The following is a 14,510-nucleotide window of genomic DNA, read 5'->3' on the forward strand; positions in this document are numbered from 1 at the left end:
TGGGACAGCGCGTTTTTATTATAGCGGTCTCATCTCATCATCTGTACGCTGATACGGATCCTCTACCACTTTCGGTTTGCGGACAAAGCACATGATTCCTGCGATCAGGAATAATAGTGCCGGCAGCCAGCCGAGTAGCACTGTTCCTACTGCCACAACCAGTGTACTTGCAATTAATAATCCACCTGCAAGCTTCGGTTTTTTATTGCGTTTCATTGCAAACAGGGCGATTATGCTTAGAATTGTACTGATAATAACAACTACATTAAAATATAAGCCCAGTCCTGCGAACATATCTGTAATCATTGTCGGGTCAATACCCGCATCTGCCATTGCAGGGTCATTCTGTAACTCTCTTTCAAATTCCGCCTGCATCGCAGGATCATTAAATAATGCACCGATTAAAAATACACCGATGATCATCAATACATTAACGATGATCCCAATAATCGTCATTACGCCTTCTGCTGTTCTTTTCATCTGATTACCTCCCAGTAATGTAATATGTATGATTTCCATATCCCCTACTTTACGGAAACTTACACCTAAAGGTTTCAAATTTTCACAGCAGATTTAAAATTTCTTTCAGGCGGCTGATGGTCCGGTCAGGCCTACCGTCGCCTTCACCAGGTGTTTTTGACGCGTCATGCTGGATCCAGATGCTGTGGATCCCCGCACGGTTAGCCCCAAGAATATCTGTTTTCAGGTTGTCCCCGATCATCCAGACGTCTTCGGCAGCTTTCCCAGAGACTCGGAGTGCATGCTCGAAAATAGGCTGTCCCGGCTTCCCTTCTGCGACATTTCCCGAGATCACGATATGGTCAAAGTAAGGTATCAGCTCAGGAGTGATCCGTAATTTTTCAAGCTGCAGTGACGGCGCACCGTTTGTGACAACGACAAGCTGATATTTTTCTTTGAGTTTGTCCAGTACATCGAGGGTTTCTTCATATAGAAACGGTGAGGACTTTCGATGGCTGATGAATTTCTCTCTTAATGCTTCACCTGACTGTTCGATGCCTTGTGCTTTGAGCGCTTCCTGCCACACACGAAGCTGGTAATCCTTTATTTCAGCGCCCATCTCCCTGAATTTGTGGTGTACCGGATCACCAAACTGTCCCCAGAGCCCTTCGAACGGGTTGATCCCAATCATTTTTGTGAAGTCGTAGAACGCGTACTCCTGATAAAGCTGTGGCGCGGTTTCTTTTACTGCTGTAAGGAGTTTTTCAGGATTTGTTCCGTACAGCTCTTCAGCATCCTTTACCGTTTTCTCAAGTGCAGTCTCAATACTTTTTTTATCCCATAAAAGTGTATCGTCAAGATCGAAAAAAATTGCAGATGGCATATCCTCAGCTCCTGTTCTCTTAGATTTTAATATTGTCACAAAATTCGGTGGATAAAGCAATTGGAATTTGGGGGTTGGGTGGTGCACGTTCGTAGAATAGTAGCCGGGGTTCGTGGAATAACCCGGGTGGTTCGGAGAATAATACGGCATGTTCGGAGAAAAAGCAGAACGGTTCGGAGAAAAATCGATCTGATTCTTAGAATAGTGTAATTTTACCTATGACCGTCCCTCCGCTTTTCTCATGTACGCCACTCCCGACGAATTAAAAACCCCGCAGCCACACCAGCCACGGGGAACATTAAAATTATGACGGATTCAGCACCCGGTCCAAAAACTGCTTCGTTCTCGCTTCTTTCGGCGCCTTAAGAATCTCTTTTGGCGGGCCCTGTTCAACAACGACACCGCCGTCAATGAACATGACATGGTCAGCGACATCTTCAGCGAATTTCAGCTCATGGGTGACGACAACCATTGTCTGGCCTTCTCTAGCAAGTTCCTTCATGACGCTGAGTACTTCGCCTACAAGTTCAGGGTCAAGCGCTGAGGTTGGTTCATCAAACAGCATTAGTTCAGGCTGAATGGCAAGCGCACGCGCAATACCGACGCGCTGCTGCTGACCGCCTGAAAGCTGGTGCGGGTACAGGTCCATTTTTTCGCCCAGCCCTACTTTTTCAAGCAGTGAGACGGCCTTCCCGCGCACTTCTTCTTTATCGAGTCCCTGGACAATGACGGGTCCCTCCATCACATTTTCAAGCGCTGTTTTATGAGGGAAAAGGTTATAGGATTGAAACACCATACCTGATTTCCGGCGGAGCTTCAGAATTTCATTTTTCTTCGGCTGCTTTGAAAAATCGAGCTTGAAGCCATCGGAGAATTCAAATAGTCCTTTGTTTGGCATTTCGAGCGCGTTCAGACAGCGCAGGAAAGTCGTTTTACCGGAGCCGGACGGACCAATAATCGCGACAACGTTTCCTTTTGGCACTTCAAGGTCGATCCCGCGAAGTACCTCGAGCTTTCCAAATGATTTATGAAGATTTTGTACCTGAATCTGCATCTGTTCCACTCCTTATTTCGCGACGTAGCGATCCAGTTTTTTCTCGATCCGGTCCTGAACGAGTGACAGGACGAAGCAGACAATCCAGTAGAGGATGGCCGCTGTAATGTATAACTGAAGAAAATCGTAGGTCCTGGCTGCGATTTCCTGTGATTTCCGAAAGAGCTCTACCACCAGAATCTGTGACGCAAGCGATGTATCTTTTACCAGGCTGATAAATGAATTTGACAGCGGTGGTATGGAGACACGTGTCGCCTGCGGTAAGATGATCCTGCGTAATGTCTGCGGGTACGTCATCCCGATTGTATACCCTGCCTCCCATTGTCCTTTTGGGACTGAAAGGATTGATGCACGGACAATCTCAGATGCGTATGCCCCTACATTCAGAGAAAACGCAATGACCGCACTTGGGAATGGGTCGAGTGTGATGCCAAGGTCCGGTAAACCAAAGAATACGATAAACAGCTGAACGAGCAGCGGTGTGCCACGGATGGCTGAGACATAGACTCTTGCAATGCCTGACAGGATTTTGTTGCCTGAGAGGCGGGCTAATGCTGTTAACAGTGCGAGAATCAGACCAAATGTAAAGGATAAAAGAGTAAGCGGAATCGTATTTTTGATTCCGCCCTCCACCATTGGTCCAATTGAAGACCAAAACAGCTCCCAGTCAACGAGTGGATCAGCTGCTCCTAATATGAAATTACTGAGAAACATCTTCGCCAAACCATTTCTCTGAGATTTCTGTCAGTGTACCTTCTTCTTTCATGTCTGCAAGATGCTTATTGAATTCTTCCACAAGTTCTTCGTGACCCTGACGGAACATGAATGCACTTTCTGATACGTCGCTTTCTTCTGCTGCAATTTTAATACCTGCTTCAGGCTGCTGCTTCTGGAAATCAAGAATGGCCAGTTTATCATTGACTGTTACTTCTGCACGGCCCGTTTTAATCAATTCAATTGCCTGTGCAAGTCCTTCAACCTGGACTAGCTCTGCGCCATATTCTGTAGCGATTTCAGCATAGTTACTTGTCAGTGACTGTGCTGACTGCTTTCCTTCAATATCTTCAAATGAAGAAACTTCACTGTTGTCTTCAGGTACAACGACTACTGCTGATGAAAGCGTATATGGCTCTGAGAAATCATATGTTTCAAGGCGCTCATCGTTAATCCCGACCTGATTTGCAATCACGTCAAAACGCTCTGAATTCAGCCCTTCAAACATTGAATCCCACTGTGTTTCGTTATATTCAACTTCAACACCCATGCGTTCTGCGATTTCGTTCATGACTTCCACATCATAGCCTGTCAATGCATCTGACTCATCATGGAAAGTAAATGGTGCATACGTGCCTTCCGTTCCAACTGTAATGACGCCTTCTTCCTGGATTGATTCAAGAAGATTTTGATCCCCGCTTGAAGCGTTATTGCTGCTACCTTCCTCTTCTGAAGATCCGCAACCTGCCAGTACACCTGTTAATAGTAATGATGCTGCTAATGTTTTCTTCATATTTAAAACCCACCTATTCTTATCGGAATTATGTCATAAGCATGATTGTACGTCGAATCGGGTAAATTGTAAACACCAAATTTTTTTGAGCTTTGGGGTTGCATTTATTTTCAGGAGATGATTTAATACAAATATACCCCACAGGGTATTAATAAAATCTCTGTGAAACGATCAAGGAGGAGTTATACATGTTATTCCGTTCTTATTTTGATGATAAACTTGCACAATATTCATATCTTGTAGGATGCCAGCGTACAGGTGAGGCGATTCTGATTGATCCGCCGCGTGACGTTGAGCCAATTCTTGCGGATGCAAAAAAAGAAGGTTTAAATGTTTCAGCCGCGACTGAAACACATATTCACGCAGACTTTGTTTCCGGCGCACGTCAGCTTGCTGAAAAATACGGCGTAAAGCTTTATCTCTCAGATGAAGGCGACAACGACTGGAAATATCAATATACAGACAATCTGGATGTTCAGCCGCTTACAGACGGTGATGAATTCAAGATTGGTAACATCAAATTCGAAGTGATGCATACACCGGGACATACCCCTGAGAGTATCTCCTTCGTCTTAACGGATCTTGGCGGCGGTGCTGATAAGCCAATGGGTATCTTTACAGGAGACTTTGTCTTTGTAGGTGATATCGGCCGTCCAGACCTGCTTGAAAAAGCTGCCGGTGCTGCAGGTACTGCTGAAACGGGCGCAAAGTCAATGTTCAAATCACTTCAGCGCTTCAAAGAGCTGCCTGATCACATGATGGTCTGGCCTGGTCACGGTGCAGGAAGTGCATGCGGTAAATCACTTGGCGCTGTTCCTCAGTCAACCGTCGGCTATGAAAAGCAGTTCAACTGGGCACTGAATGAAAATGATGAGCAGAAATTTATCGAGGAACTGCTGAAGGATCAGCCGGAAGCACCAAAATATTTCGCTCAAATGAAAAAAGTAAATAAGCTTGGCCCTGCAATTGTTGAAGATCCATCAGTTGAATGGTTTGAAAATGCTGAAGATGTTGTTGAATTCAGCACACAGGATGGCAACATTCTGATTGATACACGCCAGTCTAAAGAAGCTGAAAAAGGACTTGTTCCAGGCTCAATCAACATTCCATTTGGCAAAATGCTGCCGAACTGGGCTGGCTGGTTAGTGGATTATGATGAAAAGATTGCGCTTGTTGTTGAAAAAGACCAGGCTGAAGAAGCCATGAAGATTCTGCGTTCTATTCATTTAGATAACGTCGTAAAGCTTGCTGAGCCTTCACTGATTGAATCAGTTGCAACTGAAACGTATCAGTCTGTTGATACTGAAGAGTTTGCAAAGCAGAAGGATCTGACTGATTATCAGGTGATTGATGTGCGTAACGATTCTGAATGGAACAGCGGACGCATTGAAGGAACTGAACACAAGATGCTTGGACACCTTCGTGAGGCGGGCAAAGCGCTTGATAAAAACAAGCCGGTATTAATCCACTGTCAGTCAGGGGCACGCTCTGCAATCGCAGCAAGTGTCATGCTGTCACTCGGATTTGACGATGTGACGCACCTGAGCGGCGGATTCAATGCATGGTCCAATAACCGCCCTAAAGAAGTTGTAACGAACTAAGAAAGGGGCCTGCTCTATGGAATGGATTTTAATCGGAGCTGTCGTACTCTTCTTCGTCTGGCGCATGATGCCGGCGAAGGGTGTACGCAACATTTCCGCGGATGAATTGAAAGCAATGAAAAAAACAAAGGATTCCCAGTGGATTGATGTCAGAACACCTGGAGAATTCAAAGCACGTAATATGAGAGGGTTTGACAATATACCGCTTGGCAGTCTGCCGAATCAGACATCAAAGCTTGACCCTGAAAAAGAAACGATTGTCCTGTGTCAAAGCGGAATGCGCAGTGCGCAGGCTGCAAAAATTTTAAAGAAAAAAGGATTTAAAAACGTTGCGAATGTCCGCGGCGGAATGAATCAACTTTAACCAAGGAGTGTTTACATTTTATGCATGCAGATCACAAGTTAGATGCAAAGGGCCTTGCCTGCCCAATGCCAATCGTACGTACGAAGAAATCAATGGCGAACCTTCAGGAGGGTGAAGTGCTTGAAATCACAACGACTGATAAAGGTTCCCTTGCAGATATGAAAGCATGGTGCCGATCTACAGGTAATGAATACCTGTCAGGTACTGAAGAAGGAAACGTGCAGATACACTACATTAAGCGCGTTGAAAAGAAGCAGTATGTGCCGAAAACAGAATTGAAATCTATTACGAATGAAGAGCTTGAAGCAATCATCGCTGAAAAGCCGGCAGTGATTCTTGATGTGCGTGAGCCTGAAGAATATGCCGGCGGCCACATCCCCGGCGCTCACTCTGTTCCACTGTCACAGGTTGAAAACTATATTGCAGCTCTTCCTGAGGAAGAAACAGTGTATGTCCTCTGTAAATCAGGAAAACGCAGTCAGGCTGCATGTGACAATATCAGAGCCAATGGCCGTGAGAACCTGATTCGTGTAACGCCTGGTATGAGCGAATGGAATGGACCGATTGCAACTTCACTTGCAGCAACTGCAGGTGTGAGATAATCATTTTTGTGTGACCCGGAAAGCGGAGGCTTTTCGGGTTTTTATTTTGGATGATGTGGCGTAGGATGGGGTGTGGCGGAGGGTTCGTGGAATTTTTGCTGATGTTCGGAGAATACAGCGCGGGGTTCGGAGAATAACATGCTTGGTTCGGAGAATAAACCGGATGGTTCAAAGAATAATCGCTTTTGTTCGTGGAATCGTGTAATTTGACCTACTCCGACACCATCAAAAAGCCAGGGAGCATCCTCTACTCCCCGGCACCATCAGTTGGAAACAGCATCTCCACAGAACCTTTATAAGACAAAATCGTTCCAAACAAAGGCTGATAAATATGAATATGAACATCAAAAAGTTCAGTCGCATCATTGTATTCTTCAAGAACCGTCGCTCTCACACCAAGCAGTCTTGGAATCTTCATATATTTTTTTCCGATATGAAGCGTCATATCACGCGAAGTTAAGAGCATTCCGCCTGTTTTAGTCGCCTTCAGATTGAGCGGCAGCCGAGCGATTCCCCACTGGTCAGTGAAGTTATCTACCGTGTTCGGCTCTTCCCCTTCTTTCATTTTGTCATAAAAGCAGCGGACTGTTTCAGGGAAAGTAAAGCTGCGTCTCCAGGACATCGTTTCCCGTCCGTGCCTGTCCCTGTAAGCTGCATTTTCCATATAAAAAGGAATCTCTTCTCCCCTTTCAGGAAAGGCAAAGTTCATTTTCACACCTAAGTGAGATAATTTGCGCACCAGTCTGGAACCGCCTTTGATTTCGTGCATGGTCCCTTTTGTGATGACTTTGTAGTCAGATGAGCTGTTCAGCGCGTACTTTTTCTGGAGTGATGGATGCAGTTTTTCAAAATCATCACCCATTGCTTTTTGAAACATCGATTTCATCCGGACACGCCTCCTTTGGGCTTAACTTTACACGTTCATTATATCACGGAACGCCATTCATTCCCTGATCCGGTCTGCAAAAGCGCCACTCATCAGAATGAGCGGCGCTTAGTAAAAAGATTACTTATGAATTTGTTTCTGATATTGAGAGATCTTCTTCCACTTTTTCTTTTCTAAAATCTGCTCACGCTTATTTGATTTTCTGTCCAGATAAGCCAGTTCTTTTTGCAGCTTCACGTAACTATTGTAACGATCCTGCTCGAGCTCGCCCGCTTCAATCGCTTCACGGATCGCACAGCCCGGCTCTGTTTCATGGCTGCAATCTCTGAATTGGCATGCTTCAGCAAGGGTTTCGATATCCTGAAAGCCCTGCGAAAGACCGCTGTCAGATTCCCACAGCTGCAGCTCTCTCATCCCTGGTGTATCAATGATCACGCCTTTATCAGGAAGCAAAATCAGTTCTCTGTGGGTCGTCGTATGCTTTCCCTTACTGTCGTCTTCACGAATGTCATTGACCGTCATCTTTTCTTCGCCGATCAGCGCATTGATGATCGAGGATTTCCCTACACCTGATGAGCCCATCACCGCAACTGTTATTCCCTCACTGATATGACTTTTTAATTCATCGAGTCCGGTTCCGTTATACGCACTGGTGACCAGCACCGGTACACCCATCGCAGCGGCTTCGGCTTCAGCTGCTTTTTCAGTGCTGTTTTCACAAAGGTCTGCCTTTGATAAAACAACAATCGGGTTCGCACCACTTTCCCAGGCAGCGATCAAATACCTTTCAAGTCTTCTCAGGTTGAAATCATGATTGAGCGACATCACCAGAAAAGCGATATCAATATTCGCCGCAACGATTTGTTCATTCGTCAGCTGGCCTGCTACTTTTCTTGAAAATTTTGATGTTCTTTCAAGCACCTGATGAATCATGGCATGACCTTCATCAGCAGGCGTCGAGACCATGACCCAGTCACCGACAGCAGGATAATCTTCTCTTGCTGAAGCCTGGTGACGGTATTTACCTGTTACTTCCGCTAAATGGATTGAGGTGTCAGTTTGTATTTTGTACAGGTTTTTATATTCAGTAATGATTCTTGCAGGTGTGAGGTCTGTTTGACCTGCTTTTTCCTGCCATTTTTCGTTCCATCCTAATTTCGTTAATGTATTCAATGTTGGTTCCTCCTGTTTTTAAATAGATAGCTTTGTGAAAGTTGGCTGATGATTTCCGTTTCAGGGGGACGCTTTCCGCGGACGAACGCTCAAGCCTCCTCGGGCAGAAAAGCGTTGCCCTGCGGGGTCTTTCACGATCGTTTTTCCGCAGGAGTCGCCCCCTTACGCTCCAATCATCAGCTGTGCATATTCATCTATTCTCTTTTCCAAAGCTAAATAAAAAAGTCCGCTGATTTGTGATTGTACACAAACCCGCGGACTTCTGATGTTTAAACAGAAAGATCCTATTCCTTAATTGGAAGCCTCTAAATGGGCAGACGGGTTGTGTACAATTGAAACAATGATCGTTTTAAGGTTTCTCATCGTACATCACTCCCTTTCCAAATACTTCTTGTTCATTATAATTGAAAGCGCTATGATTGACTAGCGGTTTTTAAAAGTTTTTTCTTTAATATTTTGGCTGATGATTTCCGCTTCAGGGGGACGCTTTCCGGACGGTGGTTGCTGAGCCTCCTCAGGCTTCGCCTTGCGGGGTCTCAGCTTCCCACTAATCGTCCCGGAGTCGCCCCCTTCCGCTACAATCATCAGCTGTGCAATTAAAATGATGGATTTTAATAAATTTAATCCTTAAAAGGGAGGTTTTACAATGAAAAAAATTCTATTAATCGGTTCTGGCGGAGCGGGTAAGTCTACGCTTGCGAAGCAGCTGGGTAAGAAGCTTTCGGTTCCTGTTTATCATCTTGATACAATCTTCTGGAAACCCGGGTGGACGCCTTCTGAAAGAGAGACGTTCAGGGCAAAAGTTGAAGAGCTGATGTCGGGTGATGAATGGATTATGGATGGCAACTTCGGGGGTACGCTTGATAGCAGGCTGCAACGGTGTGATACAGTGATTTTTCTTCATTATTCAAGGTGGACCTGTCTGTCTCGTGCGGTAAAACGCAGGTTCATGTACCACGGAAAAAGCCGTCCGGACATGACGGAAGGCTGTAAGGAAAAGATTGATCTGGATTTTTTGAAATGGATTTACTTTTATAATGACCGTAAGGCGCCTGAAGTGATCCAGAAGCTGCGTCAATCGGAAATAGAGAACATCATTATACTGAAATCCCCGGCTCAAACGGAGAAGTGGCTGAATACTATCTCTTCTTCTTAAAGCCGACAGCAGTCACTGCCATCTCAGGCCAGAAGTTACGGTAAGTGAGTGTGATGTGTTCAAATCCTGCCTTCTCCAGGCGGTGGTACATATTATTTCCCATCATTCTGGTGAGGTTCGGGCTTGCTGTTTCTTCTCTCGGCTGCATGGTGATGACAATCCGCCCGTCATCTTTTAAGGATGTATATAATTTCCCGAGGGCTTTGTCCGGGTCTTCCCATATCGTAAAGTTATTGACAGAAAGAATTTTATCGTAGTATTTTTCAGGCAGATTGATATGTTCTGCTTTCCCCTGCATGATTCTTACCTTTCCATTTTCAAGCTGTTTTTTGAGCCTTTTTTCAGCTAGCTGAGCCATTGCTGCTGAGGCATCCAGACCATCTACTGTGACCCCTTTTTTCAAGAGATTTTCTATACATACACCAGGTCCAAAACCGATTTCAAGAACGTGTTCACCAGGGTGTAAATCCAGACAGCCTGATGCCCATCGGTTGAGTTTCCGGTTTTCTTTTGACATGATAAAACCAGCCACTTTTCCTGCTTTTCCTTCCGGGTGGCTGAACTGCTTAAAAAATGGAACTGTCATTTTCCGCACCTGCCTCATTAGTTTGTACAGTTACTTTATACTGAATCTCACCATTTTAAACTTTTCAATAAGCTGTTTAGTCATTTTACATATAGGGAATTAAGCACTAAGGTGGATCAAAATAACCAGGACACCAGAAAGGAGACAATATGAAAAAAGAGAAAAAACCACTAGGCAGGGTATTTTACATATCCGCTGCAATCATTGCTACACTTGTGCTGATTGGAGCATTCTTACCTAACCAGTTTGCCGCGGGTGCGAATGCTGCGTTCGGATTCACAACCCAATCGTTTGGGTGGCTATATTTATTAGCTGTATTCTTCTTTGTATTATTCTTAATTTTTATCGCTTTAAGCAGGTATGGGCGTGTAAGGCTTGGCGGGGATGATGAACGTCCGGATTACCCGGTTTTTACCTGGATCGGGATGTTGTTCTCGGCCGGATTTGGTGTAAGCCTTGTATTCTGGGGAATCGCAGAGCCAATGAGCCATTTTTACACCTCACCTGAAGCCGGAGTTGAGCCATTAACCGAGGAAGGTGCACGACTTTCAATGGCCTATTCATTTTTCCACTGGGGCGTCAGTCAGTGGGCAACGTTTGCCATTGTTGGATTAATCATTGCATACTTCCAGTTCCGCAGAAAAACGAATGGGTTAATTTCAACCAGTCTTTCACCTATGATTAAAGAAGGAAAAATGAAGCAGCCACTCGGCCAGACAATCGATATTCTCGCTGTTATTGCAACAGTGATGGGGGTTGCAACATCACTGGGACTTGGCATACTGCAGATCAACGGCGGTCTGAACAGCGTGCTTAACATTCCAAATAACGCTTTTGTACAGGTCATGATTACTTTAGTATTAACTGCTCTGTTCCTGCTATCAACTACGACCGGTATTGATAAAGGAATCAAATGGCTGAGTAATATTAATCTTGGGGCAGCATTGGTACTGATGGTATTCGTATTCTTTGTTGGACCGACAGTCTTTATTCTTGAAACATTCGTACTTGGGCTTGGAGATTACATTACAAACTTTGTACGGTACAGTCTCCGTCTTCAGCCTTATGTTGAGGGGACATGGGTTCGCGACTGGACCATCTTCTACTGGGCATGGGCAATTGCCTGGTCACCGTTTGTAGGCGCATTTATCGCGCGTGTTTCAAGAGGACGTACGATCCGGGAGTTTGTTGTCGGCGTACTGATTGTTCCTCCGGCAATTGCAATATTATGGATTGCCGTATTCGGGGGTACTGCACTGCACCTTGATTTATTCCAGGGCACTTCTATTGCTGAGGCTGTTAATAATGATGTGACGAGCGCATTGTTTGCAACTTTTGATCAATTGCCGCTATCAACTGTATTATCAGTACTTTCGATTCTGCTGATTCTGACATTCCTGATTACTTCAGCAGACTCAGCTACTTACATTATCAGCAGTATGACAACGAGCGGCGGACTGAATCCACCATTAGTTGTACGTATTGTATGGGGCGTGCTGCTTGGCTCTATCGCTGCTGTATTGCTTGTAGCCAGTGGACTTGAAGGGCTCCAGACAGCCTCCCTCGTATCCGCTCTGCCATTTACGATTATATTGATCTTTATGATCTTTACACTGTTTAATTTACTGCGAAAAGAGTTTCCGCGTCCTAAATTGAAGACTGCTAAACAATTAAAAGCGGAAAGAAAAGCACGTGAATAGAAATAAGTTGTATCTGCCGGGGACAAGTTCCCCGGCAATTTTTTGTTGCAGCATTATTCTGCGCCTTCTTCCTTTTCCTTTAAAGCTGCGAGTATGCTTGTCTGCTGGATGTCAATTTCTCTTTCGATGGATGATGGAACGTCACCACGTGGCATCCGCCATCTGACATGCCACGGGAATAATTCCTTCATGCTGTCCTCATAAAGCTCACCCTCATCAGGCAATTCATGGCCCACCACTTTTCCATTCTCTATCAGCAGCTTTACAGCAAGCGAGGCGCCTGAGCCTGTTTCATTTTCTTCTGCCAGAAACTCATCAAAGGCATACCAGATATACAGTTCATCATCATTTCCACCATACACTTTAAATGAATCCGTTACTTCTCCCTGATTACTTGTAAAAGCTACTTCTTTTTCAAGATATGCTGATGCACTCTCATGCTCATAGTCAGGTACGGATACCAGCATATTGACAGCGATCATGGCTGCTGTTGAGAGTGATATGACGATCAGTCCTGTTTTTGCAGATTTTTTTAATTTCATGGCTGGTTCATCCCCTAAACCTTTTCCTTTTATATTCTGCAGTTTTTTGGAAAATCCTGTTTTGGGTGAAAAAATTTATTTAAAATATAGTCTTTATAAAAGTTGGCTGTTGATTTCCGCTTCAGGGGGACGCTTTCCGCGGCCGGGCGGTGAGCCCGCAGGCTTCGCCAAAAGCCTCACCTGTCCCTTCCTGCGAGCCGCCCCCTTCCACTCCAATCACCAGCTTTGCAGAAACAACATGGACTTTAACAAAGCGTAAAATATAAAAAAGGATAAGACAAATATCTGTCTTATCCTCTCGTTTCGCTGCGCTTCAGGCGGACGCTTTCCGGACGGTGGACCGTTTTGTGGTCCAATCTTTATCCCTCAGGCTTCGCCTTGCGGGGTCTCAGCTTCCCTCTATTCGTCCCGGAGTCGCCGCCTTACGCTCCGCTGCACTTAAATGTCTTTTAAATTTTATTTAACGAAAATAAATTGTTTGTCTCAAACATATACTTAAGAAGGCTGTTTTTGCGTTTCGTGTTCCTTGATCAGGTCGGCTGTCAGCTGTCCTGATAGTGTGACCATCGGAACACCGCCACCCGGGTGAGTAGAGCCGCCTACGAAGTAAAGGTTGTCGTATAGCTCACTCTTGGCAGGAATCTTGAACCCGCCGTTCTTTTTCTTATCTGAAGCCACACCATAGATTGAACCGCCGTTTGGTCCGTACAGTTCTTCAAGGTCTTCAGGTGTGAAGCGGTATTCGAATTCAATTGAATCTCTCAGCCCCTTCATCCCGTTTCTTTCAAGCTTATCAAGGACAAGCTCGCGGTATTCTGCCCAGTCGTATTTCCCCTGTTCCCCTTCTTTTAAAGGAGGAACATGCGTCAGGACGAACAGGTTATCTTTACCCTTTGGCGCCTGTGTTTCATCTGAACGCGCAGAGATCCCGATATAGACGGTCGGGTCATCTGAAGGAATCCCTTTTTCAAAAATATCATGGAATTCTTTTTCAGGATTTTCCGAGAAGAAGAAGTTATGGTGCTTCAGGTCTGTAAATTCACGGTCCACACCAAGCAGCAGCACGAGTCCCGACACACTTGGAACAAACTTTTTGTTCAGCTTCTTCGCTTCCTTCTTACCCTCTTTATGCGGTACGAGGTTACGGTAGGCTGGAATTGCTTCAAGATTGGATACGACAATATCCGCTTCATGGAGTGTACCGTCAGCCGTACGGATTCCTTTTACCTCTTTTCCTTCAATCACCAGATGATCAACAGGTGTATTTAATTCAATGTCTACACGCAGCTCGTTCAACAGCCTCTTCATGCCTTCAGCGATATTATACATGCCGCCTTTTACATAATGGATGCCAAGACCAAGCTGCACATAGATCAGCTGATTTAAAATAGCAGGTGCCTGGTAAGGATTTGAGCCTACATACATGACAAAGAAGTTAAACATCTGCTCAAGATATTTATTATTCAGGCGCTTGTTCGTCCCATCTGCAACTGTGCTTAAAGGATCCATCGCCATCAGTTCTTTTAACGTGTGGTGCTGCTTCAGGTCCTTCAGGTCAGCAAGGCTGTATTTATAGAAGCTCTTCATACAGAGCTCATACATATTTTCAGCATAATGGATCAGTTCAGTCAGTTTTGCTGATGTGTCTCCGGATACTTTTTTCATTTGCTCAAGCATATCCGGCAGATCACTTGTGACATCGATTTTAGTGCCGTCTTCAAAGAAGGTTCTCCACTGAGGCTCGACTCTTTCTATCGTTATGTAATCCTCCACTCTTCTGTGAACGCTTGAAAACAGCTGTTCAAGTACCCACGGCATTGTAAGGATGGATGGGCCAGTGTCAAAGCTGAACCCTTTTCCTTCTCTTTTATTCAGCTTTCCGCCTACATTGCTGTTTTTCTCAAGGATCTTTACGTCATACCCGTCTCCTGCCAGGCGGATTGCTGCTGACATACCGGCTAGTCCCGCTCCAACTACGATTGCTTTTTTCTTCATAC

15 protein-coding genes are annotated in these 14,510 nt (G+C 45.1%); 5 read left to right on the top strand and 10 right to left on the bottom strand.

The features are described from left to right. Positions 1-18: 18 nt before the first annotated feature. From UFB30_RS13295 to UFB30_RS13315, 5 genes are all read right to left on the bottom strand, one after another. Positions 19-480, bottom strand: a complete 462-nt coding sequence (locus tag UFB30_RS13295; protein WP_322422181.1) for a DUF4064 domain-containing protein — start codon at positions 478-480, stop codon at positions 19-21. Between the two features lie 82 nt (positions 481-562). Then, a complete protein-coding gene (locus UFB30_RS13300; protein WP_322422182.1) occupies positions 563-1,342 on the bottom strand; it encodes an HAD family hydrolase in 780 nt (259 codons plus the stop codon). 304 nt (positions 1,343-1,646) lie between these two features. Continuing rightward, positions 1,647-2,396: an amino acid ABC transporter ATP-binding protein gene (locus UFB30_RS13305; RefSeq protein WP_322422183.1), complete on the bottom strand. Its 750-nt coding sequence runs from the start codon at positions 2,394-2,396 to the stop codon at positions 1,647-1,649. A gap of 12 nt (positions 2,397-2,408) precedes the next feature. After that, on the bottom strand, positions 2,409-3,110 hold the full coding sequence (locus UFB30_RS13310; RefSeq protein WP_322422323.1) for an amino acid ABC transporter permease: 702 nt from the start codon (positions 3,108-3,110) through the stop codon (positions 2,409-2,411). Then, positions 3,097-3,903 (bottom strand): amino acid ABC transporter substrate-binding protein, encoded by an 807-nt coding sequence (locus UFB30_RS13315; protein WP_322422184.1) that lies wholly within the window; start codon positions 3,901-3,903, stop codon positions 3,097-3,099. The genes UFB30_RS13310 and UFB30_RS13315 overlap by 14 nt, the downstream gene beginning before the upstream one ends. A 188-nt stretch (positions 3,904-4,091) precedes the next feature. Between UFB30_RS13315 and UFB30_RS13320 the strand changes: the two genes are divergently transcribed. Genes UFB30_RS13320 through UFB30_RS13330 form a run of 3 tightly spaced genes read left to right on the top strand, consistent with a single transcriptional unit; the run spans position 4,092 to position 6,470 of the window. Then, entirely contained in the window at positions 4,092-5,504 is a 1,413-nt protein-coding gene (locus UFB30_RS13320) for a rhodanese-like domain-containing protein (RefSeq protein WP_322422185.1), read from the top strand. A gap of 16 nt (positions 5,505-5,520) precedes the next feature. Then, positions 5,521-5,868 carry a rhodanese-like domain-containing protein gene (locus UFB30_RS13325; RefSeq protein ID WP_322422186.1) on the top strand — a complete coding sequence of 116 codons (348 nt, stop codon included), beginning with the start codon at positions 5,521-5,523 and terminating at the stop codon, positions 5,866-5,868. Between the two features lie 20 nt (positions 5,869-5,888). Continuing rightward, positions 5,889-6,470 (top strand): sulfurtransferase TusA family protein, encoded by a 582-nt coding sequence (locus UFB30_RS13330; protein ID WP_322422187.1) that lies wholly within the window; start codon positions 5,889-5,891, stop codon positions 6,468-6,470. A gap of 247 nt (positions 6,471-6,717) precedes the next feature. Here the strand turns inward: UFB30_RS13330 and UFB30_RS13335 are convergent, their stop codons facing one another. Both UFB30_RS13335 and rsgA read right to left on the bottom strand, forming a co-directional pair. Next, a complete protein-coding gene (locus tag UFB30_RS13335) occupies positions 6,718-7,356 on the bottom strand; it encodes a DUF4166 domain-containing protein (RefSeq protein ID WP_322422188.1) in 639 nt (212 codons plus the stop codon). Between the two features lie 120 nt (positions 7,357-7,476). Beyond that, a complete protein-coding gene (gene rsgA, locus UFB30_RS13340; RefSeq protein WP_322422189.1) occupies positions 7,477-8,529 on the bottom strand; it encodes a ribosome small subunit-dependent GTPase A in 1,053 nt (350 codons plus the stop codon). 646 nt (positions 8,530-9,175) lie between these two features. Between rsgA and UFB30_RS13345 the strand changes: the two genes are divergently transcribed. Next, entirely contained in the window at positions 9,176-9,685 is a 510-nt protein-coding gene (locus tag UFB30_RS13345) for a DNA topology modulation protein (RefSeq protein WP_322422190.1), read from the top strand. Here UFB30_RS13345 and UFB30_RS13350 read toward each other — a convergent pair. Next, positions 9,669-10,271 (bottom strand): class I SAM-dependent methyltransferase, encoded by a 603-nt coding sequence (locus UFB30_RS13350; protein ID WP_322422191.1) that lies wholly within the window; start codon positions 10,269-10,271, stop codon positions 9,669-9,671. The genes UFB30_RS13345 and UFB30_RS13350 overlap by 17 nt on opposite strands. 149 nt (positions 10,272-10,420) lie before the next feature. Here UFB30_RS13350 and UFB30_RS13355 point away from each other — a divergent pair, with 149 nt between their 5' ends. After that, entirely contained in the window at positions 10,421-11,971 is a 1,551-nt protein-coding gene (locus tag UFB30_RS13355; protein WP_322422192.1) for a BCCT family transporter, read from the top strand. A 53-nt stretch (positions 11,972-12,024) separates the two neighbouring features. Here UFB30_RS13355 and UFB30_RS13360 read toward each other — a convergent pair whose 3' ends face one another. Together UFB30_RS13360 and UFB30_RS13365 are read right to left on the bottom strand one after the other, a co-directional pair. After that, positions 12,025-12,513 carry a hypothetical protein gene (locus UFB30_RS13360; RefSeq protein ID WP_322422193.1) on the bottom strand — a complete coding sequence of 163 codons (489 nt, stop codon included), beginning with the start codon at positions 12,511-12,513 and terminating at the stop codon, positions 12,025-12,027. A gap of 495 nt (positions 12,514-13,008) precedes the next feature. Then, the gene (locus tag UFB30_RS13365) at positions 13,009-14,508 is read right to left on the bottom strand and encodes a phytoene desaturase family protein (protein WP_322422194.1); all 1,500 of its coding nucleotides are present in this window, start codon (positions 14,506-14,508) and stop codon (positions 13,009-13,011) included. Between the last annotated feature and the right edge of the window lie 2 nt (positions 14,509-14,510).

Origin of the sequence: Jeotgalibacillus haloalkalitolerans (assembly GCF_034427455.1) — a bacterium.
GTDB classification, from domain to species: Bacteria; Bacillota; Bacilli; order Bacillales; family Jeotgalibacillaceae; genus Jeotgalibacillus; species Jeotgalibacillus haloalkalitolerans.